The sequence below is a fragment of the Pedobacter sp. UBA5917 genome, assembly GCF_002432345.1.
GTDB lineage: Bacteria > Bacteroidota > Bacteroidia > Sphingobacteriales > Sphingobacteriaceae > Pedobacter.
In genome coordinates, this window is the sequence record NZ_DJDT01000026.1 from 1 (window position 1) to 21,802 (window position 21,802).

The following is a 21,802-nucleotide window of genomic DNA, read 5'->3' on the forward strand; positions in this document are numbered from 1 at the left end:
TCTCAAATCTCAAATCTCAAATCTGTATGTTATCTTTCCCCAACGCAAAAATAAACCTAGGTTTAAATATCACCGAAAAACGTGCCGATGGTTACCACAACCTCGAAACGGTTTTTTATCCGATCAATATTAAGGATTCGGTCGAAATTACCGATACGAAAGAAACTTTTTGCAAAATACACGGGATTGATATTCCCGGCGATGCGAACGATAACCTGTGTTTTAAAGCTTATCAGTTAATCAAAAAAGATTTTGATATTCCGGCACAGCGGATTGATTTGTTGAAAAATATTCCGGTAGGGGCAGGTTTAGGTGGTGGATCGGCAGATTGTGCTTTTCTGATCAAATTATTAAATGAAAAGTTCAATTTAGGTTTATCCACTAGTAAGATGGAAGATTATGCCCGTCAGCTTGGTGCCGACTGTGCATTTTTTATCGAAAATAAGCCTGTTTATGCTTTTAATAAAGGCGATGAATTTGAAAAGTGCGAAGTAGATTTGTCAGCCTGGTTTAAAGTTTTGGTAAAACCGCCCGTACATGTAAGCACAGCCGATGCTTATGCACATGTAAAACCTCAAAAACCTTTGCAATCGTTAAAAGAAATCATACATTTGCATCCAACAACATGGAAATATAAGGTTATTAACGATTTCGAAATATCGGTTTTCGCAAAATATCCCCAAATTCGTCAAATAAAAACCAGTTTATACGATGCAGGCGCAACATTCGCTTTAATGAGTGGTAGCGGTTCGTCGGTTTTTGCATTATTTAGCCATCCGGTTAAATTGCCAGAACTGGAAAAAAACAACACAGTTTATTATAATATTTAAATAGAGCTTAAAGGTTAAAGCAGAAAGACTAAAGCAAATTCGTCTTGATTCTTGATACTAAATACTCGATACTAACAACATGAACATTAATCTAGTCCGCAAAAGCGGTAAATTTAATTTTGAAGCAGAAAACGAGAGCGGTTTTACTGTAGAGCTGGATGCAAAGGCTGCGATAGGTGGCGAAGGAAAAGGTTTCAGGCCAATGGAAATGCTATTGATAGGTTTAGGTGGTTGCAGCGGAATTGATATGGTAAATGTATTAACGAAGCAAAAGGAACCCCTTGATGATGTTAAAATCGCGATAAATGCCACACGTAAAGAGGAAGAAATGCCGCCGATTTTTGATGTAATTGATATCCATTTTGATCTATATGGCGATTTAAGCGTACAAAAAGTAGAGCGTGCATTACAGATGACCTTCGATAAATACTGCTCCGTATCGAATATTTTAGGCCGCTCAGCAACAATTAACTTTACTTACAAAATAAACAAGGTGTAGGAAAGGTTTAAGGCGTAAGGCTTAGTAACAATATCTAAAGTTTCAAATCTCAAGTCTAGTGTCTCAAATCTAATGTCTCACATCTCATAATAATATCTTAGAATACAATGAAATCCGAAAATTTTGAAACCATAGCTATACGCACCCAAACAGAACGCAGTTTGCATAAAGAGCATTCATCGCCGATTTACCTCACTTCGAGTTATAAATTTGATGATGCGGAAGAAATGCGTGCCCTGTTTGCAAATGAGAAAGAAGGGAATGTTTATAGCCGTTATTCAAATCCGAATACCTCAGAGTTTATCGATAAAATGTGCCTTTTGGAAGGTGCTGAAGATGGCTTTGCAACCGCAACCGGTATGGCGGCCATTTTTACCACTTTTGGCGCTTTCTTAAAAAATGGCGATCATCTGGTTTCGAGCCGTTCGGTTTTTGGTTCTACACATCAATTGTTGACCAATGTTTTCTCTAACTGGGGGGTAACCTTTGATTATGCCGATTTAGACAAACCACAGGATTGGGAAGCATTGATCAAGCCAAATACCAAAATGATTTTTGTCGAAACGCCGTCAAACCCAGGTATTGATATCATCGATCTTGAATTTTTGGGCGATCTGGCTAAAAAACACAATATTTTATTGGTGGTTGATAACTGTTTCGCAACACCTTATCTGCAACAGCCGATTAAGTTTGGCGCACATATTTCTATCCATTCGGCTACCAAGTACATCGACGGACAGGGCCGTGTGTTAGGGGGCATTATTTTAGGTACAAAGGCGCTGATTGCCGAGGTGGTAGGTTTTGCCCGTCACAGCGGACCATCACTTTCACCTTTTAATGCATGGATTTTATCTAAAAGCTTAGAAACTTTGGCTATCCGTATGGACCGTCATTGCGAAAATGCGCTAAAAGTGGCCGAGTATTTGGAAAAACACCCGAAAATCAAATTGGTTAAATATCCTTTCCTGCCATCGCACCCGCAGTACGAAATTGCCAAAAAGCAGATGAAACAGGGTGGAGGTATTGTAACCATCGTGGTTGATGGTGGTATAGATGTGGCCCGTAAATTTATGGATCGTTTAGAGATGTTCTCTATCTCTGCAAACTTAGCCGATACACGTTCTATTGCTACGCATCCTGCCACGAGTACGCACAGCAAACTTACCGAAGAACAGAGAAATGAAGTAGGTATTGAACAGGGTTCTATCCGTTTATCAATCGGTTTAGAGCATATTAATGATATTTTAGCCGATATTGAGCAGGCTTTAGCTTAATCTGCAATCAAAATATATTAAAAAAGGGAGGTGTTTTTAAACATCTCCCTTTTTGTTTTCGGCAATATTGTTATTCGTATTTAGAAAAATCAACAGCAAATATGCAGCGGTTAACCTGACTGCCATTTTTAGCCCCTGCATTAGGTTCAAATTCGGTTAAGCTCCATAAGTAGCCATATTGTGCTTCAAGATATAAAGATTCGGCACCATAAGGCCATCTGTACCTCACTGTATTGGTATCGCCATCGGTATATCTTGCTAAACGGGCGGTAGATCCATACGATTCGCTTGGCGATCCGGTGCACGAGAGCCAGGTTCTGTTCCCTTTTCTGAAAACACCCTGTATGCCATGTGCGTGATCAGAGGCAAACAGGCTGTTTTTAGGGATTACCGTTTGTATGCCCGAGTTTTGAAGCTCGCCGGCAGTATTGATCGGAAATCCGAATATTTTAGGTATGATAGATGCATCTGCACTTCCGGCATAATATTGGCCCGTCCATAACTGGTTGTTTTCGTAATTTACCTGTACGGTTGAAAAGGGATCCGCGTCATTAATTTTATAATAACCCAACTGTGGCAGGATGTAGCGGTAATTAAACGCATAAAGATTGCCGCTGGCGTCTTTACCACATTTGTTTTCGGTGCCGGTTCCCGAGGTTACTTCGATAATCTTGTCTAAATCGAATACCCTCAAGCCAAGACTTGTACTGCTCAGATAGATTTTACCGTTAAAATAAGCGATTCCGCCCGCATGAACATTTAATGGCGCATAAGAACTGTATTGTGTATAATCTAATGTGCCGGTTGGCAAAGTAGGTTGTACCAGTAAAATGTGTCTGTAAGTTAAATAAGTGGACGAACTCGGACTGATATCGATAAGGGTTATTCTCGAACCTTTACTCTCTGCAGCATCTTTCGCATACCAGCTTACCAATAGATAGCGTACACCATTCCTCGTGAAACCGGCAATGCCCTGCGGACGCCATATTGAAGTAGTTTCATCATCTTCGTTCCACCTGATACCCCTTACACGGTTTTCTTCAGGTACGTTAAAACCGTAAACCTCGGTGTAAGCACTGCCACCGATTGCCTGGCGGTTTTTATCAATCTGTGTTGGGTTTAAAAATGTAAAGCCCGTGTTGATATAGGCTGACGTATTGGTATAAGCATTTACACTTGGCGTTGCAGCGGCGGCGGCGTTGGCAGCCATTAGCATATTTTTGTTCTGGAGAGTGGTATTCAATTGCTCTTCGGAAAAGTTGTTCTTCTTACAAGAAAATGCGAACAGGCATAACGCCAATAGCATCGGAATAATGGTTTTTTGCATAGATTTATAATATTGATTGTTTTGGTTAAACTGAAACAAGTTTAAAGTGTATGTATAAACTTAAACCCGTAAGGGTGTTAAGGATTGGTTATGTTTAGAATAAAAGGTATTTCCTAGGCTGATTTTGATTAATAACACTTCCTCAAATATCTTTTGTGGATATTTTTAATTCAGGTCGTCACCCTGAATTTATTTCAGGGTCATTTAGCAGGAAGGATGCTGTCCCGAAGCTTCGGGACAGCATGACGATCGAATAGGGAAAGGGGATAAAAATATGATCAGTATCAACAGAAATTGAGGTCCCAAGTAATTATTAAATTATCCATTCTGCTAAACTCAGGTGACTAAGGTGGTCATGAAAAATAAAGACTTAGCTATCAGATTTAGCACCTTATTTGGATAGTTCAATATGCGAAAACATAAACTTATATGGCCCTTACATGTCTCATATGGTAAAAAAAATAAATAAAACTAGACTTCCGAAGTTTACCCCTTACACATTGGCCCACCGAAACTTCGGAAGTTTATTCAGAAAAACTAAATTCGTATTATGAACGACATCGATTTTATCCTTTCCGAGCTCCGGTCCATCAGCGAACCCGATTACCTGAAGAAAATGGCCCATTTTGGGATCGATATTTCTAAAGCTTTCGGCATCCGTGTGCCCAATATCCGCAAGCTGGGCAAACAGATCGGTAAAAATCAGGAACTCTCTTTATTGCTCTGGGAAACGGGATTTCATGAAGCACGTTTACTGGCTACCTTCATCGGTGATTATAAACAGGTAACAGAAACGCAAATAAACGCGTGGACAAAAGATTTTAGCTCCTGGGATATATGTGATCAGGCCTGTGGAAATCTTTTCGTTAAAACGCCTTATTTTAAGTCGAAAGCTTTTGAGTTTGCACAGGCAGAAGCTGAATTTGTAAAACGTACCGGTTTTGTGTTAATGGCCGAGGCAGCTGTTCATCTTAAAAAAGAACCCAACGAAACTTTTCTTGCTTTTCTTCCGATAATCGAAAGAGAAGCTTACGACAACCGAAATTTTGTTAAAAAAGCAATTAACTGGGCTTTAAGGCAAATCGGTAAACGCAATGCTTTTCTGCATCAGCATGCTATCGAAACGGCTAATAATATTCTCGCGCAGAATAATAAAAAAACAAATTGGGTAGCTTTAGATGCTTTGAGAGAACTTAATAGCGATGCTGTACAGGCGAAATTTTAAAGAAAGACTAAAGACCAAAGGAAAAAGACTAAAGGTTTAAGACTGGAGGCTAAAGACTCTGGGCTTAAAATATCTTTTACCAAATGCAAATCGCCCACCACCAAACGCCCAGCGCCCTCTGCACTTAGCTCTTTGCCCAACGCTTTTCGCTCTCTGCTCAGCACTCTTCACTTCTTACCCTACATCAATGCACAGCAAGCCTTACAGTATTAACTTTGTATCATAAATAAGAAAGGAAATTTATGTCACAGTTCATTTTGCACAAAGAAAACACTCGCGGTCATGCTAATCATGGCTGGTTAAATGCACACCACTCATTCAGTTTTGCAAACTATTACAATCCTGAAAGGATGCACTTCGGGGTTTTGAGGGTTTTAAATGATGACTTGATTGATGGTGGAATGGGTTTTGGTAGCCATCCGCACGATAACATGGAAATTATTACCATTCCGTTGGCAGGTGCAATTGCGCACAAAGATAGTATGGGCAGTTCGGCGATAATCAAATACGGGGAAATCCAGGTAATGAGCGCCGGAACAGGCGTAAGCCACAGCGAGTATAATGCAAACGCTGATGAGCAGTTAAATTTATTGCAGATCTGGTTGTTCCCGAACAGGAAAAATGTTACACCGCGTTACGATCAGCAGTCGATCGATGTTGCTGCAAGTCACAACAATTTTCAGCAGATCTTATCGCCAAATGCAGATGATGCAGGCGTTTGGATCCATCAGGATGCCTGGTTTTCGTTAGGTAATTTTGATGAAGGTTTCGAAACAGAATACAAAATCAAAAAAGCCGGTAATGGCGTATATGCTTTTGTAATCAGCGGAGAAGTAACCATTAACGGACAGGTGCTGAGTAAAAGAGATGGCTTAGGTGTATGGGATACCGATAGCATCAGCTTTAAAGCCAATACCGCAGGAGCAGAAGTTTTATTGATGGATGTTCCGATGGAATTGAATTAAAATAATTTTAACCAAACCTCGCAGGTTTTTAAAACCTGCGAGGTTTATTTTTTAGAAAATTATGCAAACCACCATACTTTATATCGGTAGGGATACAGAAATTACCGTAGTAATGAACAGGCTACTTAATGCGCGGCCAGAGTGGAAAGGTATCTGTGTATGCACTGATGAAGAGGCTGCCGAAATCTGCGAAACGCAACAAATAAATCTGGTATTGTTGGGTAATGGAATTGATGCCGAATGCGAAAAAGCATTAAGAACAAAACTAACCGAGCTGAGGCCAGGCTTAAAAATTATCCAGCATTATGGTGGAGGGAGTGGACTTCTTTATGGAGAAATAATGACAGCGATCAGCTAGGATTTTTAAGATGATAGGATTTTATGATCAGGTTTATAAATTTTATTCCTCTTCTTACTTTTAGATCTTATCATCCTAAAATCATACTAATCATAGCTTTTATTCACTGGATATTTGTGTGGGCCCTTTTATCTCCCACTTGAATCTTATCATCCTAAAATCATTCTAATCATAGCTCTTGTTCTCCGGATATTTGTGCGGGTCCCTTTTGTCTCCCACTTGAATCTTATCATCCTAAAATCATTCTAATCATAGCTCTTGTTCTCCGGATATTTGTGCGGGTCCCTTTTGTCTCCCACTTGAATTTTATCATCCTAAAATCATATTAATCATAGCTCTCGTTCTCCAGATATTTGTGCGGGTCCCTTTTGTCTCCCACTTGAATCTTATCATCCTAAAATCATTCTAATCATAGCTCTTGTTCTCCGGATATTTGTGTTGGTTTCGTTTGTCTGCTCTTAGATCTTTCAATCCTTAAATCATATTAATCCTGGCTTGTTCTCCGGATGCTTCGTATTGTAAACTCTCTTAAAAGTCAAGCTGCGGCTTCCAAAATTGATCAAAAGTCCTACGGGTAGTTTATAAGCTTCAAGATAGTTGATTGCTTGTGCGAGGTGGGCATCATTCAATTCCGACACAGCTTTTAATTCTACCATGATCTGGTCTTCGACGAAAAAATCTACTCTTCTGAAACCGATTTTAATATCCCGATAAAAAATGGTCATTGTCATTTCTTCTTTATAGGATAATTTGTCAATTTCCATTTCGATAGCTAAAGCCCTCTGATAAATCTTTTCCTGAAAACCGGAACCCAAATAAGAATGAACCCTCATTGCACAGCCGATAATCCGACCGGTTAAATCGCCATATTTCATATTAATAAATTAAAATTTACTGTAAGAAATAGGGATTTTCTTTACAACTAAAATAAGTTTTAAAATCGAATAATCCTAAAAGTTATCAATTTGGAATTCTGCAATATGGAGATTCTGAAATCTAATAATCCAGAATCCTGAAATCAAGTAATCTTATCAATCCTGGCACTAGTAATTATCGCGCAACCAGATCCTAAATCCAATAATCATAAAAATCCTGGATCCGGGCATTATCCATTTTACTCTGAAGCATAAAGATCCTGAAATCCAATAATCTTATTAATCATAGATCTAACTGATATAATCCCTGTCCTCGTCGCTCAATTCTTTTTTGCTCGAAGCAGGTTGGTGTCTTTCGATCTCATCATCGTAACTGCTTACTGTTTTTCGCGGACGGCCAACCACGAAGCCAATGATAAAACCGATGATGATGCAGATACCGATAACCAGAAGTTTGGATACCGGAACCGTTGCAACAAGGAAGTCGAAATCTACAGGTTCGGTATTTACCATTAAGAAAACTGTTAGTAATACCGTTAGTATGATAATGGAAATTGTTTTTGCGCTCATGGCTTAAAAGCTATAGTTAAATGAAAACTCTAATATCGGATTTTGATTGTAAATCTGGTTAACAAAAACCAATCTCGCTCCTAAATCTACAACAGGTTGGTAACGCAAAAGGTTTACACTTGTGTTCAATTCTACTCCATAAGTTTTCGGGTCGTTAAAAGTTGTGCCTTTGCCAATGTTCTCATAATGGCAAAATAGGCCGGCCCTGAAATTCCTCACGTAAGCTAACGGACCCAACTCCCAATCGGGGAAGGCAAATGGGAAGCGGTAGTTAAAAAGTAAGCTGTTCTGTAGTTTGCTTTTTGCCAAAATATTGTTGTACCCATACACCGTTGCAATCTCGGAGGCGTACTGATTTACACCACTTGCTTTTTGGTAATTGAAGCTCGCCAGAATAGAATGGTTTTTAGCAAGCCCAGGAAAATAAAGAAAACTTTCGAGCGCTAAAATTTCTCCACCTAAATTTTTGTCGAACGGCTGGTGATCGTAAGTAACCCTAAACACCTGCGCCCATTTTGGAGCGATGTCTCTTTCGGTAGTGCGCACACTGTGGTTAAATGTAAAATTGTATTCCATCGGGAATTTGAGCTCGCGGATAAAGTTGCTCGGCATGTTTTCGGGCATGTATCTTTGTGTAAAACTGGTTGCCGCATTTAAGGTGAAAGCATAGTTCTCATTGCGCGCATTGAATGATAATGGAAGCGATGCATTAAGCTTGATATAGTTCTCTCTCCAGTCGCCCTGTTGCGCCACATTTTTAGCCCTGTAGAACGTTCTTTTTGGGCGGTTGCGGTACAATACACTAAACACTGGATAAAGCGCCTTATAGCTTATATCTGCAGTGTACTCGAAACGCTTTAAATCGCGGTGGTATTTTGCCCCCGAATAAAAGTCCATGGTGTTAAGCAGGTTGTTCGATTGCAGCTCCAGACCGAAAACATATTCATTGTCGATCACCGGAATAATACTGTGGATGCTGAAAAGATTTAGTGCCTGATGGTAACGTTTAGATTGATAAGTGCTATCGGGTATTTTATCGAAAACATTACCCACGTTCTCCTGCTTTTCTGCTGCGGCCGAAAAATCAACAAAGTTGTTTTCGCCTATAGGTTTTTCGGTAATGCCGGTTTCTGCAATTTCGTAACCGTTGATTTTATAATCGTTAAAAATGATTTTTCCTTCGCTGGTTTCGGTAGGGTTGAAGGCCCCATATTTGGAAGCACTAAGGGCTGTAATTTTTTTCAAAGCGGGATCTATTCCATAAATATTATCGATACCGTTAAAGTGTGCATTGAAAACAATTTTGTCGTTAATGAAAACCGGTCGACTCAGTTGTTGTCTGCTGTCGGAAATCAGTGCCGATTTTTTTTCTCCATCCATCAGCCATAAAGTTTTTCCTTTTTCCGTTACACCGATATATGCAATCTTATTTCCTGTTTTATCAAATGCAGGCATCTGCAGAATTTCATTTTCCGGATTTGGATAGGTCTTTAGTATTTTTCCAGAGGCAGCATCAATTTCTACCAGATTGAACTGGTTGTTGAGTTCAACTTTGGCTGCAATAATTTTCTTTCCATCTTCCGATAGGCTGGGAGAGAAGAGCCTGCTTTTGCTGCTTAATTTGTTGAATTTTTTGGTCTTTAAGTTATACGAGCAGATTACACTGTAGCTCCTCTGTTTATACCTTGGATCGTAGCGGATTTCATCCCAAACCAAAAGGTCGTTTTTTATGCTGAACCAGGGCTGTTCCTGGTAACCGATTCCGAATAATTTTTGCTCTGATTTATCTTCGTTGATCATCACAAAATATCGGGCATCTGTTTTGCTTTCTTTTAGTGCTAAAATCTGGTTTTTATTTAATCGTGCCGGTAGAAAATAATTGGTTGCTAATGCTGTTTTTTTATTTAAACTTTCATAGTTTTCTGTTGCGGATTTTTCTTCCTGTTTTTTCCATGTTTCGGCAAGCTTGTTTTGGGTCGACAGAAAATATTGACGCGTGTTTTCGCCTGTGTATTTTTTTAGGCTTTTCGAAAATGGATAAGGCCGAACTGGTCTTTTTCTGATATCGCCGAGTAAGCTGTCGGAAATGAACTGACCGTATTTTTCTTTCATGTCTGATACCATCAGATATCCGGTTTGATAGTAGCCCGGGGTAACATCTTTGTTCGATCCGAAATAGGCTTTGCTGTACGTTAATTTTTTGCCTTCCAAAAGTGAAGCCCGGTAAGGCATGATCCAGTTGGGCTGTCGGCCCCGGCCCGAATAGGTCAGAGCGGTTTCGTTCACCACTGCATCGCCTTCGAAAAACCAGGTTGGTATGCCTGCCCCAAAGTAGGCAAAGTAAACCAGCTCCGGAAATGGATGTGCCTGCATTCCTGTCAATTTGTCAAACTGTGCAACATGCCTAAGTTCGTGCACGGCGAGGTTGTTCAGCCAGTCCTGACTATCGAAAAATTGTGGTGGGGTAGCATAAAACTCCGACTTCTTTGGGCCGAGCTGTACAAAGCCATTTGCCACCGTTCCGCGGTTCTGCAATAGGAGCGGAATCGAGGTTTTCTTCTGGCTTAAACCCAGTCCTATTTTGGTGTAGATAAAGGGTAGGGTATTGGCCATTCTTTGGGCTTCTTTCTCCAGTTCCTGGGGATAGATGATTTTAAAGCCGCCCGATGAAATGTAGTTCCATTTTACACTAAGTGGGTTTTGTGCAGTGCTGAAAATCTGTCCAAAAACTGATGGTGAAATAAAACTTAAAGTAATTGCACTTAAATACTTGATAATTAGTTTTTTGTTTGCTTTTTTTAAATTCATCTAAATTCTTTGCTAAAATATTTAGTTTTTTAAAATTTACGGTTGTTTTGAATTGTAAATTTTTAATTTATATTAAGTAACTTAAATTACTGATTTTTAAATGTTAATGAATTTTATGTAAATCTTTATAAAGTTGATTTTTAGATAAAATTTGCGCTAAATTTGTTGCTGATTAATGCACTAAAGCTTCTTTTTATTCTGATCAGCATTATTCAATTAATTTACACTTATTAATCGATTTTCCTGAAAAATTTTTCTTCCTTTTTTAAATTCTGTATGATTTACACATTGTTGTTCTTGTCGCTGAAATGATTGCACGGAAGCACAGATTTATTGGATATGCCTGAAGATTTAAACTGGTTTAACACTGCTCCTGATAACAGGGAAAACAGCGCAGAATTTGTGTGTTAAAATTGAATTTTTTGAGTTGGAATTTTCAATCTGCTTAGCCCTAACCCGGGAGGCGTTTGAGGTAAACTTTCGAAATAGACAGCGTTTTCAGGAAGAAGTTTTATGTGTGTTGATAATATTTGTATGACAAAATGTCTTTTGTTTTTCTTCTTAATTTTAATCAAAATCAATCAATATTATATCGTGATATGGCTCCCATGAAACTGGATTTTCAAATTATGCAGTCTCAGAATTCTCTATATAAGCACTTAAAAATTGTGTTTTTTCTATGCTGAACAATGATTTATGCGTTGAAATTCTTGCTTAAAATTTGATTATAGGAAGCTGATTTGTATGTTTTTTTGATGCTTTTGCCTCCCGAATTGGTAGTTTTTTGATCTGATAATGCCAATTCTTTGCGATATTCCCGAACGATAGGGTTTTTGAATGCTTTTTTTAAAAAGTCTATTTTTATTCTAAAAACCTGCTCTATCATTGTTTAAACAAGGTTTTTTAATGAATTCTTATTAAGGTTTTCGAATTGGTAAAATGATTGGGTTTTGATCGTTTTTGCATCTTGTTGGTTAAATTTTGATATACTATTGGGGTTGTTTTTCTACATTTTTTAGGGAGATCTGATCTTGAAATATTGATGATTTAGTTGTTGATTGAGTCCGTTTTTACTAAGGTAAAGAAGCGGACATAAAAATGTAGTTTGCTTTAACAGTTACTTTGCTTTATATTTTTAATGAGTAACCAGGTATAATGTTTAATGACTTTTACCGGCAATTTGCGTGATTTAAATAGTGGTTTTTACCGCATAATTTATAGGCATTTATTGGGTTTTTAGCCAGATTATTTATCAATTGTTATATGGGTTAATTATGGATGTTTTAGTGGTTTTGAAATTTAATTTTTGCTTAATTTTTTTTCATTTTATTAGGTCTGTTTATGTTGCTATAATGTGGCTAATTTTCATTCTGATTTGATTATATTTTTAAGTTATTTTGTTTGAGAAATAGTGCTGTTTTTATTATTCTCTTTCATATTAGTTAATCGAAATTTTGTTAGCTTATTTTTCTTTTTTTGAGCTTGATATTCTGTTGTTTTTATGTGATGTTTTATAGACGGATATTGTGCTAAATTGATCCAGTATGATCGGTCATTTTTTGAGAGATATTTATTGTATAAAGTTGATATTATTGATAGATGAATTGTCTTAAATAACGCTAAAAAATTTCCGTCATTTTGAGCGAATCCGATAGCTATCGGGCAACGTAATCGAGAACCACTTAAGTGCTCAGCGAAGCTAAATTTATCTCGAGATAGGTCTCTCCGTTTCGCCACCGATGAAGAATCGGTACAGGTTATCCTTCAGTCGAGATGATTCTTTCTAGCGCAAGTCTTAGTGCAGACAGTAAAGTGTGTTGGCCTGACTTGTGCTTTAGAAAAGTTCAGAAATAATAAGTCGTCTAGCATAGTGATGTTCCGCTTTATGGCTTGCATTAAACACTAAGAAAGTTAATCTCAGGAAAGTAAATCTGCAAGATTAAATCTCTCCATTACGCTTCGCTTCAGTCGAGATGACGAGTTGTTTTGAGGGTAGCTGTAAACCCTTTCTAGCGCAAGTCTTGGTGCAGACGGTGAAGTGTGTTGGCCTGACTTGTGCTTTAAAAATGTTCAGAAATAACAAGTCATTCAGCATCGCAATATCCCATTATGAGGCTTGCATTTAGTACGGATAGATTTAATCTTTGGGAGTTAATTCTATAAGGTTAGATCTCTCCATTTCATAGCATTTCATTCGAGATGATGTTGCTTTTATTGAGAGTTGTAAAAGGTAATGGAGTGCGGATTAGTTGAGCTTTTGAAGGCTCGCTATTTGATGGGATAACTCCCCTAATGTTGCCGTCATTTCGAGCGGAGGGCAACGGAGCCGAGAAATCTATCTCGAGAAAAACTCTTTATTACGCCTTGCTTAAGTCGAGATGACGAATCGTTTTTGGGTGTGTTTTCTAATGGTAGTCAAGTGTAAATTAGTTGAAAATTTGAAGACCTGATGAGCAGAAATCTATCGAGATAGCTCTCTCCGTTCCACTGCGTTTCGGTCGGGATGACGTTGCTTTTTTAAGCGATGTTAATAGTGTCGGAGAGCAATACATTCGAGAAGTCTATCGAGATAGCATCTCTCTATTCCTCGATACTCCGGTTGAGATGACGATGTTTTTTAGGTGATCTTTTTAATGGATAGCTTACGTAGATACAATCAGATCTTGCCTTATTTTCTACAGCTTATTCTTTCTCTTTTTATAGATTGGATACAGGAATATGGAGCCTAAAATAATTGTGGCACCGATATAAAATCCACCAGTCATTTGTTCTTTGTTCTGGAAGAAAATGAAAGCGAGCACGATTCCGTAAACGGGTTCTAAGTTCGTAATTAACGCTACCCTGAATGCAGATAATGTACGCATTACAGATACGCCTGCAACGTAGGCAACAGAAGTGCAAAGGGTTCCAAGCAATGCTAAATAAAGCCAGTTTGTTAGGTTTAAATTGAAATAGGTGTGTAATAAACTGCCGTCGTATAAACGGTATAAAGTAATCCAGAATAGCGCACCTACCAGTTCGTAAAAACCAATGATTGAAGGTTCGCTTTTTTGAACTAGCGTAGAATTTATGGTTGAGAAAAGACTTGATGCAACTGCAGCCAATAGGCCAAAAATGATCCCCAAAGTATACTGTCCTTCGAATTTAAAGATCATGTAAATACCTAAAATAATCAATAAACCGATCAGGATATCGCCCATCTGGATTGGCTGTTTTTTGATCAGCGGCTCTAAAATTGCTGTGAATAATGTGAAGGAAGAAAGGCATACCAAAGTAACCGAAACGGTAGAAACTTTGATGGCGTGGAAGAAAAAAATCCAGTGGATGGCAACAATTCCGCCGGTTAAAAAGAATTGGAAAAACTGTTTTTTTGTAACCTTAATATTCTTTTTTGTGATCAGGAACCAGGCGAACAGCGTGCTTGTTGCAATCAAAACACGGTACCAGACCATAGGTACTGCATCAATAGAAATTACTTTGCCGAGCACACCGGTAAAGCCCCAAACGAATACAGTAAGATGGAGGATAAGCAGGTTCTTTTTTGTTGCTTCCATTGCTATTTAGGAGCTCTCCTTAATAGATAAAAGCCCAGTAGGCCAAAGAAGATTGTAGGCATAATAACAGCCGCAAAAGGAGGTAATCCACCTTTGGTAGAGAACATCTGTGTAAACTGATTAAATACGATATAAGCGAAGCTAATGAAGATACCGATACCCAATGATACACCAACCCCACCACGAACTTTACGCGATGATAGCGCAACCCCAATTAGTGTTAAAACGAATGCCGAAAGTGGATGCAGATAACGTTTATATTTTTCAAATTGCAGATCATTCATTACTCCCGTTCCGCGGATTTTCTCTTTCCTGATCTTCTCCGAAAGTTCTTTCGTGGTTAAATTCTGTACCACATTATCGTAGGCAGAAAAATCATCCGGGCGCATATCGAGGATGGTGTCTTTTAATTTTCCATTGCCATAAATCATAGTTTCTTTTAGGCCATCAACCTTACGAATCGAGTAATTGGTAAGCTGCCATTTCCTTTTCAACGAGTCCCATTTAATGGTTTCTGCAACAATCTTTTTGGTTAAAATATCACCATTGAAATTGTCTAAAGAGAAGCGATAACCCGAATTTGTTTTGTTATCGAAGTTGTCAATATAGATATAGGTTTTATCATCCAGTTTCATGTGGATGTTCGATTTTGTGGATGGGTCGTTACGCTTTACATAGGTATTTTCGAAACGGTTTTTTAGTGTATTGGTATAAGGTAAAATGTATAAATTCGATACCAGATTGGCCGAAAAAATAATGCTGGCTGATACCAGATAAGGGAACAAAAAACGGTTAAAACTTACACCGCCACTTAAAATCGGAACAATTTCCGTTTGATCGGCCATCTTTGCCGTAAAGAAAATTACGGCAATAAAATTGATCAGGGGCGAAAGCATATTCACATAAAAGGGAATGGAGCCGGCGTAATATTTGGAGAGGATTCCCCAGAAACTTAGTCCGCTTTTCATAAAATCATCCATCTTTTCAGATAGGTCGAACACCACAATAATGATTACGAAAATGGCCAGGGTATATATAAATGTACCCAGGTATTTACCGATAATGTATTGATCGATGATTTTTATCTTTCCTTTTAACAGACTCATTTTATAGCTTATTGCCTAATACTTTAACCATTTTGTTCTTCCAATCATAAAATTCGCCCGCTATAATCTTTTCCCTGGCCTGTTTTACCAGCCAAAGATAGAAGTGCAGGTTATGCAAGGTAGCAATTTGTGCGCCAAGCATCTCATTGCTGTGCACCAGGTGCCTTAAATATGCTTTTGTAGTTACCTGATCAACATGAAGATCGCTATCTGCATCCAATTGTGAAAAATCGTTCTCCCATTTCTTATTCCTGATGTTGATGATGCCGTGTCTGGTAAAAAGCATGCCGTTTCTTGCATTTCTGGTAGGCATTACACAGTCGAACATATCAACGCCCAATGCAATATTCTCTAAAATATTGATCGGCGTGCCTACACCCATTAGATAACGTGGTTTTTCGGCCGGTAATATATCACATACCACTTCTGTCATTGCATACATTTCTTCTGCAGGCTCACCAACCGATAAACCGCCTATGGCATTGCCTTCGCGGCCCATGCTGGCAATAAATTCGGCAGATTTAATGCGAAGATCCTTGTATACTGAGCCCTGCACAATAGGGAAAAGGGTTTGATCGAAGCCATATTTAGGTTCGGTAGTATCAAAACGTTCGCAGCAGCGTTTTAACCAACGGTGCGTCATTTTGATCGATTGCGCTGCATAGGTATAATCACATGGATATGGCGTACATTCGTCAAATGCCATAATAATATCCGCACCAATGGTACGCTGTATATCCATCGCGTATTCAGGAGTGAAAAGATGTTTAGAACCATCAATATGTGAATGGAAAGTAACGCCTTCTTCCTTGATTTTACGCACTTTGCTCAAAGAATATACCTGGTAACCACCACTATCGGTTAAAATCGGACGGTCCCAGCCAATAAATTTATGCAGTCCGCCAGCTTTTTCGAGGATATCTAAACCTGGTCTTAAATAAAGGTGATAAGTATTGCCAAGGATAATTTTCGCATCAATATCCTCTTTAAGTTCGCGCTGATGAACAGCTTTTACCGTTCCGGCAGTGCCCACAGGCATAAAAATAGGGGTTTGTATTTCGCCATGGGCCGTTGTTACCGTCCCTGCTCTGGCTTTAGATAGTGGATCGTTAGCCTGTAAACTAAATTTCATATATATTCTTTCTCTTCAAAATCTGCCAAAAATAACAAAAAATGGGGGCATATTTTTGTTTAAATTTTTATCCACATAAAAGTGTTTTACAGATTAAAAATGAGAAATTTGCGCCTATTTATTTTACCATCGTGATATTAACCCCGCTTGAAATTATTCTGCTCTCGATATTGGCTTTCTGCCTGTTGGTTCAGCTTTATTATGCACTTTTTGTACACTTAAAACTGGCCAATGTAAGTATCGAAGAGGTGCCTTTATCGGCAAGAAAACCAATAAGTGTAATTGTTTGCGCCCGGAATGAAATTGTTAACCTGGAGAAATACCTTCCAACCTTATTAACCCAGAATTATCCAACTTACGAAGTTGTAGTGGTTAACGATCGCTCGTGGGATGGTACAGAAGAATTTTTGGAAGCTTTTGAAAAGAAACACAGCAATGTTAAAGTTGTTAAAATTTTAGATAACGATAAGTTTATTGCCGGTAAAAAATTCGCCGTAACCATGGGCATAAAGGCAGCGAAATACGATTGGCTGGTTTTAACCGATGCAGATTGTACACCAAATTCTGAACATTGGCTAATGGATATGCAGCAGCCTGAAGATGAGAAAACAGAAATAGTACTGGGCTATTCACCTTATATCAAGAGAAGGAGTTTGTTAAATGCACTGATCCGTTTCGAAACATTTTTTACAGCGGTAAATTACCTTTCCTTTGCATTAAAAGGAATGCCTTACATGGGCGTTGGACGAAACATGGCCTATAAAAAGTCGCTTTTTTTTAAAAATAAGGGCTTTGCAGCACACATCCATATCCCATCCGGTGATGATGACCTTTTTGTAAATGCACATGCCAATAAACACAATACCGAGATCCGTATAAATGCCGACAGCCATGTATGGAGTGAGCCGAATAGAACCTGGAGAGGTTATTTGAGACAGAAAAAACGCCATTTTGGTGCAGGAAAGCTATATAAGCCAAAGCATAAATTTATTCTGAGCATTCAGATCGTGGTGCAGTTTCTTTTTTATGCTTTCTTTGCTGCCTGTATGTTTTTTAGCCGCGAGGCCCAGTATGTGGCCTTGGCGATTCTTGGTTTAAGTATCATTATCAGGTGTTTTATCTATCCAAAACTGTTGAAACGCTTAAACTATAGCGATTTGCGTTGGTGGTTCCCGATTTTAGACATACTTTTGTTCCTGTTTTTAACCCTTAACGGATTTTTTGCCCTGTTTGGCAAGAAAAAAATAAACTGGAAATAATTCATTAATCTTTAGTAATTACAATATGCTTGATGTAAAGCCTGATATCGTTTTAAAATATTTTCCTGATCTGACCGAAAAACAGCTAGCACAGTTTTCGCAACTGTTCGAATTATACAGCTTTTGGAATGCACAGATCAATGTAATTTCGAGAAAAGATATTGAAGAACTGTACGAACGCCATGTGTTACATTCGTTGGGGATAGCCAGGGTATGTACTTTTAAAGCAGGTGAATCGGTGCTTGATGTGGGCACAGGAGGTGGTTTTCCGGGTATTCCACTGGCAATTTTGTTCCCTGAAACACAGTTTCATCTGGTAGATTCTATCGGTAAGAAGATTAAGGTTGTAAAAGAAGTGGCTTCGGCACTGGGTTTGGAGAATTTAAAAGCTGATCATTTAAGGGCCGAACAGATTAAAGATAAGTTCAATTTTATTGTTTCGAGGGCGGTTACGCGTTTGGGCGAATTTTATCCATGGATACAGGGGAAATTTAAAAAAGACTCGTTAAATGCCATTCCAAATGGGATTTTGTATTTAAAAGGGGGCGATTTAGCTGAGGAGATTAAAGAATCGAAACTGAAAGCAGAATTATACCCGCTTTCAGCTTATTTTGAGGAAGATTTCTTCGAAACAAAGTATGTGGTGTATGTGCCGCAGTAATTAATGGATTTGCACAAAACCGCTTTTTCCACCAACTACTTTTCCATCTTTTCTAAATACAAAGTTGTAAGGGTAGTTTCCATCTGGGAGTTCTTTTGCATTCCAATCATTCCTGTAATCTGCACTTTTGTAAAAAGCTTTATCATAAGTCGAATTGTAGACGGTTAATTCGGCAATGGCACCTTGAGGTATATTAATGGTTAATTTATCATTTTTGCGCTTAACAATTTCGTCTTGGTGCATTTCCAATACCAATTGTGGTACTTTTTTCTGTTCTACTTTTGAAGTATTGATATCTTCTAACTTAATATCTGGTATTTTGTTACTAGCATTCGTTTGATATTTTTGTTCCATTTTATTTGCGATTGCAGCTTTGCGAGCTTTAATAGGTTCTTTGTGTGATTTTTTATTTTTTGTTGTGTCTCTCCCAACTGGGGGCGGGGGCGCTAAGATTACAGTTTTTTGAGAAGGATTAGCAGGTTTAGTTTGTGGAGGGAGACCAACTATTTCAGGATTTGAACTAATAATCTCTATAGCACCATTTGCCCCCCTTTCGCCATATTTTGCTTTTGCAGCAGATCCAGTTAGTGTAATCATATGCTGGATATTTTTTACCCCACCACTAGTGCCTGCTTTTATTTCTTTACCATTTAACAATATTAATTTTTTTGTATAGGTAGTTAACTTTTGCGTTTTAGGATCTCTACGCAGGGCCAAATATAATTCCTTTACATTTGGTACATGTATACCATCATTGGTATCGAAAGGCTTTTTAACTGTATCCTGTTTTGCAGGAAATTTGTTTAAAGTGGTGCCAAGTTCTACAAATCCATAATCTTTTGTAAAAGCCAGGGTAGAAGTACATAAAATTCCCATGGTAATTGGCAGTACGGATAGCAGTTTGAGCCTTGCCCAGCGTGCTGATTTCTTTTGATTGAGCATACTAATTCGTTTTTTTAAAATTGATGAACTGAATATTTGGTTAGTGAGGGTTAAGTTCTGTGCACCAGTTGAGTTTTGAATGAGAAACATGGCATATTGGTATTTTTCAATTTGGCCCTTGGTTGTTTCTTCATCGGCAAGGTATTCGTGGATCAGTTTGATGTCTTTTTTAACCAGGTAAGAAACGGGATTAAACCAGTTGATAATCTGGATTATTTCAAATAACAGCACATCTAAGCTGTGCCGCTGTTTAATATGTACCAGTTCGTGTTTGATTATGGTGCTTTTCTCAGGCAGTAAAGGGTCTAAAAATAGCAGGTTGAAGAATGAAAAGGCAATTTTTGAATCTTTTAAATCGATCACTTTTACTCCATTTTCAAGCTTGAGAGAAGGCAATTTCAACATCCTGATGATTTTGGACAAACCAAAAAACAGTTTAATTAAAAACACAGTAACAACTAAAATATAAACAGCAATAATGATATTGTCGAAGGTGAAAATACCTGTCTGATAAGGTTTTATAGTAAGATTTTCAGTAACCTGAACAGGGTCGGCCGTTTCTGTGGAAACGATATTAATCTGCTCAATTACAGGTGCTTTTAAAAATCCCAGTTGAAAGAACGGAAGTATAAAAGCCAGTATCGAACTGAAAATCAGGTAATACCTATTTAATGAATAAAAGGTTTCCCTGTGTAGGGATAATCTATAAAATCCATAAAATAGGATCAGGTATAGATTTGCTTCGAGTAAATAATACAGCCAGCTCATCACTTGTCTTTTTTAAGTTTCTCTGCCAATTGGATAATTTCGTTAAGCTCTTCGGTGCTCATGCTTTTTTCCTTTACCAGAAAGGATACCAGGCTTTCGTAAGAGTTTTCGAAGTAATTGTTCATCACTTTGTCGAATGCAAAACGTTTATAATCAGTTTCTTTTACAATAGGGAAGTAGATGTGTGTATTGCCTACAGCCTTATGGTCAACAAAACCCTTACCTTCCAGCACCCTGATTACCGTTGAAACCGTATTGTAGGCAGGTTTAGGTTCGTTCATTCTTTCGATAACATCTTTTACCAGGGCTTCGCCCATTTCCCAAAGGATTAACATTACCTGTTCTTCTGCTTTTGTGAGTTCTTTTATCATATCAACTATTTTTGTAGTTCGGTTATATGAAGTTACTACTATAAAAATAGTTTGCAAACTATTTTTATAGTGAATATTTTAATTTATTGATAATCAGTTTGATAATTTTTGTTTTAGAAAAATTCAGGCATAAAAAAACCTGCCGAATGGGGCAGGCTTTAACTTATATTGTAAAATTTTTAGAATCTTTCTGATTTTCTTGGATTATCCATCATCATCATTTTATCTTTTAACAATTGCTGTAAACCAGTTTGTTTGTCGATATTTTTTACAACATCCAGTACAGCGTTTGCGGCATTGCTGAAAAATGGTTTAGTAATGGTCGAATATTCGTCGGTGGCTTTATGGTAATCTTTATGATCTTCGACTCCGAAGTATAAAAACGGGATATTTTTGGCATTAAAAGCGCCCTGATCGCTCTGGTTGGTCCAGTCATCATGGCCCTGTTTAGGATCATCATGACCGAAAAGTAATTTGATGTTGGTTTTTGTGGTATCAACGTATTTCTTTAAATCGGGATATTTGAAAGTTCCACAGATATACAACTCATCTTTATCGCTGTGACTGATCATATCCATATTCAGGTCTATTGCAATGGTATTGATATTCACGGGCGGATTGCCAACAAATGCTTTTGCGCCCTGCAAACCCATTTCCTCTGCATCAAAGGACGCAAAAATGATAGTGTTATTGGGTTTATTTTTCGCAAAATAAGCCGCAATTTTTAATAAACCTGCAGTTCCTGAAGCATTATCGTCGGCACCATTATAAACTTCGTCTTTAATTACCCCCAAATGATCGTAATGTGCAGAAACAACAATTACATTGGTTCCTTTGCCCGGAATGTAGCCGATAATATTGGTTCCGTTTACTTTTGTGCCGCCCCTGCCATTAAAAGTGAATTCCTGGGCATAGTTTACATGCTGTGGATAGGATTTTAAGCCCAATTTTTGGAACCTTGCGATAATATATGCCCTTGCCATTTCAGCTCCTTTTGTGCCGGTTTTACGGCCCTGGTAAGCATCTGATGACAACACTTCAACATCTTTTAATAACTGGGTGTCTAATTTGTCCGTGTCGGTAGGGCTGGTTTGGTTTTTTACCGATGAACAGCAGCTTAGCATCATGGCCAAAGGAAGAATATATAGGATTTTCATGTTTTAATAGGTTTGGATCGTTATCTTATCGATCAAAAGAACGGTTATCCGTTCAAATTTTTATAAAGATATTAATTATTGGGATATTGCTTTAGACCTCGCAGGTTTTTAAAACCTGCGA

19 protein-coding genes are annotated in these 21,802 nt (G+C 38.1%); 8 read left to right on the top strand and 11 right to left on the bottom strand.

Annotation, left to right across the window (positions count from 1 at the left end):
• The 3 genes from ispE to B2V92_RS01875 all read left to right on the top strand — a co-directional run.
• On the top strand, positions 1-830 hold an 830-nt coding region (gene ispE / locus B2V92_RS01865; protein WP_349681416.1), incomplete at its 5' end, for a 4-(cytidine 5'-diphospho)-2-C-methyl-D-erythritol kinase.
• Positions 831-909: 79 nt separating this feature from the next.
• Positions 910-1,329, top strand: coding sequence for an OsmC family protein (locus B2V92_RS01870; RefSeq protein WP_293304325.1), 420 nt, complete (start codon positions 910-912; stop codon positions 1,327-1,329).
• A 107-nt stretch (positions 1,330-1,436) separates the two neighbouring features.
• Entirely contained in the window at positions 1,437-2,603 is a 1,167-nt protein-coding gene (locus B2V92_RS01875; RefSeq protein ID WP_293304327.1) for a trans-sulfuration enzyme family protein, read from the top strand.
• 70 nt (positions 2,604-2,673) lie between these two features.
• Here B2V92_RS01875 and B2V92_RS01880 read toward each other — a convergent pair whose 3' ends face one another.
• Positions 2,674-3,930, bottom strand: a complete 1,257-nt coding sequence (locus tag B2V92_RS01880) for a hypothetical protein (protein ID WP_293304329.1) — start codon at positions 3,928-3,930, stop codon at positions 2,674-2,676.
• A 550-nt stretch (positions 3,931-4,480) separates the two neighbouring features.
• On the opposite strand from B2V92_RS01880, the gene B2V92_RS01885 reads away from it, so the two are divergent.
• The 3 genes from B2V92_RS01885 (at position 4,481) to B2V92_RS01895 (ending at position 6,478) form a co-directional block, all read left to right on the top strand.
• Positions 4,481-5,155: a DNA alkylation repair protein gene (locus tag B2V92_RS01885; protein WP_293304331.1), complete on the top strand. Its 675-nt coding sequence runs from the start codon at positions 4,481-4,483 to the stop codon at positions 5,153-5,155.
• A gap of 242 nt (positions 5,156-5,397) precedes the next feature.
• Complete coding sequence (locus tag B2V92_RS01890) at positions 5,398-6,120, top strand: pirin family protein (RefSeq protein WP_293304333.1); 723 nt, start codon at positions 5,398-5,400, stop codon at positions 6,118-6,120.
• A gap of 61 nt (positions 6,121-6,181) precedes the next feature.
• Positions 6,182-6,478, top strand: a complete 297-nt coding sequence (locus tag B2V92_RS01895) for a hypothetical protein (protein ID WP_293304335.1) — start codon at positions 6,182-6,184, stop codon at positions 6,476-6,478.
• A gap of 479 nt (positions 6,479-6,957) precedes the next feature.
• On the opposite strand, the gene B2V92_RS01900 is transcribed toward B2V92_RS01895, so the two are convergent.
• The 7 genes from B2V92_RS01900 to tgt form a co-directional block, all read right to left on the bottom strand.
• Positions 6,958-7,353, bottom strand: coding sequence for a GxxExxY protein (locus B2V92_RS01900; RefSeq protein WP_293304337.1), 396 nt, complete (start codon positions 7,351-7,353; stop codon positions 6,958-6,960).
• A 291-nt stretch (positions 7,354-7,644) separates the two neighbouring features.
• Positions 7,645-7,923 (bottom strand): lipopolysaccharide assembly protein LapA domain-containing protein, encoded by a 279-nt coding sequence (locus B2V92_RS01905; RefSeq protein ID WP_293304339.1) that lies wholly within the window; start codon positions 7,921-7,923, stop codon positions 7,645-7,647.
• A gap of 3 nt (positions 7,924-7,926) precedes the next feature.
• Entirely contained in the window at positions 7,927-10,731 is a 2,805-nt protein-coding gene (locus tag B2V92_RS01910; RefSeq protein WP_293304341.1) for a hypothetical protein, read from the bottom strand.
• A 694-nt stretch (positions 10,732-11,425) separates the two neighbouring features.
• Positions 11,426-11,617 carry a hypothetical protein gene (locus tag B2V92_RS01915; RefSeq protein WP_293304342.1) on the bottom strand — a complete coding sequence of 64 codons (192 nt, stop codon included), beginning with the start codon at positions 11,615-11,617 and terminating at the stop codon, positions 11,426-11,428.
• Between the two features lie 1,789 nt (positions 11,618-13,406).
• Positions 13,407-14,285 carry a DMT family transporter gene (locus B2V92_RS01920; RefSeq protein ID WP_293304344.1) on the bottom strand — a complete coding sequence of 293 codons (879 nt, stop codon included), beginning with the start codon at positions 14,283-14,285 and terminating at the stop codon, positions 13,407-13,409.
• Positions 14,286-14,287: 2 nt separating this feature from the next.
• The gene (locus tag B2V92_RS01925) at positions 14,288-15,391 is read right to left on the bottom strand and encodes an LptF/LptG family permease (RefSeq protein ID WP_293304346.1); all 1,104 of its coding nucleotides are present in this window, start codon (positions 15,389-15,391) and stop codon (positions 14,288-14,290) included.
• A 1-nt stretch (position 15,392) separates the two neighbouring features.
• Positions 15,393-16,523, bottom strand: a complete 1,131-nt coding sequence (gene tgt / locus B2V92_RS01930; protein WP_293304348.1) for a tRNA guanosine(34) transglycosylase Tgt — start codon at positions 16,521-16,523, stop codon at positions 15,393-15,395.
• Between the two features lie 41 nt (positions 16,524-16,564).
• Here tgt and B2V92_RS01935 point away from each other — a divergent pair, with 41 nt between their 5' ends.
• Both B2V92_RS01935 and rsmG read left to right on the top strand, forming a co-directional pair.
• On the top strand, positions 16,565-17,782 hold the full coding sequence (locus B2V92_RS01935) for a glycosyltransferase (protein WP_293304350.1): 1,218 nt from the start codon (positions 16,565-16,567) through the stop codon (positions 17,780-17,782).
• Positions 17,783-17,807: 25 nt separating this feature from the next.
• Positions 17,808-18,443, top strand: coding sequence for a 16S rRNA (guanine(527)-N(7))-methyltransferase RsmG (gene rsmG / locus B2V92_RS01940; protein ID WP_293304352.1), 636 nt, complete (start codon positions 17,808-17,810; stop codon positions 18,441-18,443).
• On the opposite strand, the gene B2V92_RS01945 is transcribed toward rsmG, so the two are convergent.
• The 3 genes from B2V92_RS01945 to B2V92_RS01955 all read right to left on the bottom strand — a co-directional run bounded on the left by B2V92_RS01945 (position 18,444) and on the right by B2V92_RS01955 (position 21,681).
• On the bottom strand, positions 18,444-20,153 hold the full coding sequence (locus tag B2V92_RS01945) for a M56 family metallopeptidase (RefSeq protein WP_293304354.1): 1,710 nt from the start codon (positions 20,151-20,153) through the stop codon (positions 18,444-18,446). It lies immediately after the preceding gene.
• On the bottom strand, positions 20,153-20,524 hold the full coding sequence (locus B2V92_RS01950; RefSeq protein ID WP_293304356.1) for a BlaI/MecI/CopY family transcriptional regulator: 372 nt from the start codon (positions 20,522-20,524) through the stop codon (positions 20,153-20,155). Before B2V92_RS01950 ends, B2V92_RS01945 begins: the two co-directional genes overlap by 1 nt.
• A gap of 179 nt (positions 20,525-20,703) precedes the next feature.
• Positions 20,704-21,681, bottom strand: a complete 978-nt coding sequence (locus tag B2V92_RS01955) for a M28 family peptidase (protein ID WP_293304358.1) — start codon at positions 21,679-21,681, stop codon at positions 20,704-20,706.
• Positions 21,682-21,802: the final 121 nt, after the last annotated feature.

Excerpts from the sequence above, each read along its gene's own strand:
- B2V92_RS01870 (WP_293304325.1), top strand. The coding sequence starts at position 910 with ATGAACATTAATCTAGTCCGCAAAAGCGGTAAATTTAATTTTGAAGCA.
- B2V92_RS01875 (WP_293304327.1), top strand. The coding sequence starts at position 1,437 with ATGAAATCCGAAAATTTTGAAACCATAGCTATACGCACCCAAACAGAA.
- B2V92_RS01880 (WP_293304329.1), bottom strand. The coding sequence starts at position 3,930 with ATGCAAAAAACCATTATTCCGATGCTATTGGCGTTATGCCTGTTCGCA.
- B2V92_RS01885 (WP_293304331.1), top strand. The coding sequence starts at position 4,481 with ATGAACGACATCGATTTTATCCTTTCCGAGCTCCGGTCCATCAGCGAA.
- B2V92_RS01890 (WP_293304333.1), top strand. The coding sequence starts at position 5,398 with ATGTCACAGTTCATTTTGCACAAAGAAAACACTCGCGGTCATGCTAAT.
- B2V92_RS01895 (WP_293304335.1), top strand. The coding sequence starts at position 6,182 with ATGCAAACCACCATACTTTATATCGGTAGGGATACAGAAATTACCGTA.
- B2V92_RS01900 (WP_293304337.1), bottom strand. The coding sequence starts at position 7,353 with ATGAAATATGGCGATTTAACCGGTCGGATTATCGGCTGTGCAATGAGG.
- B2V92_RS01905 (WP_293304339.1), bottom strand. The coding sequence starts at position 7,923 with ATGAGCGCAAAAACAATTTCCATTATCATACTAACGGTATTACTAACA.
- B2V92_RS01910 (WP_293304341.1), bottom strand. The coding sequence starts at position 10,731 with ATGAATTTAAAAAAAGCAAACAAAAAACTAATTATCAAGTATTTAAGT.
- B2V92_RS01915 (WP_293304342.1), bottom strand. The coding sequence starts at position 11,617 with ATGATAGAGCAGGTTTTTAGAATAAAAATAGACTTTTTAAAAAAAGCA.
- B2V92_RS01920 (WP_293304344.1), bottom strand. The coding sequence starts at position 14,285 with ATGGAAGCAACAAAAAAGAACCTGCTTATCCTCCATCTTACTGTATTC.
- B2V92_RS01925 (WP_293304346.1), bottom strand. The coding sequence starts at position 15,391 with ATGAGTCTGTTAAAAGGAAAGATAAAAATCATCGATCAATACATTATC.
- tgt (WP_293304348.1), bottom strand. The coding sequence starts at position 16,523 with ATGAAATTTAGTTTACAGGCTAACGATCCACTATCTAAAGCCAGAGCA.
- B2V92_RS01935 (WP_293304350.1), top strand. The coding sequence starts at position 16,565 with ATGGGGGCATATTTTTGTTTAAATTTTTATCCACATAAAAGTGTTTTA.
- rsmG (WP_293304352.1), top strand. The coding sequence starts at position 17,808 with ATGCTTGATGTAAAGCCTGATATCGTTTTAAAATATTTTCCTGATCTG.
- B2V92_RS01945 (WP_293304354.1), bottom strand. The coding sequence starts at position 20,153 with ATGAGCTGGCTGTATTATTTACTCGAAGCAAATCTATACCTGATCCTA.
- B2V92_RS01950 (WP_293304356.1), bottom strand. The coding sequence starts at position 20,524 with ATGATAAAAGAACTCACAAAAGCAGAAGAACAGGTAATGTTAATCCTT.
- B2V92_RS01955 (WP_293304358.1), bottom strand. The coding sequence starts at position 21,681 with ATGAAAATCCTATATATTCTTCCTTTGGCCATGATGCTAAGCTGCTGT.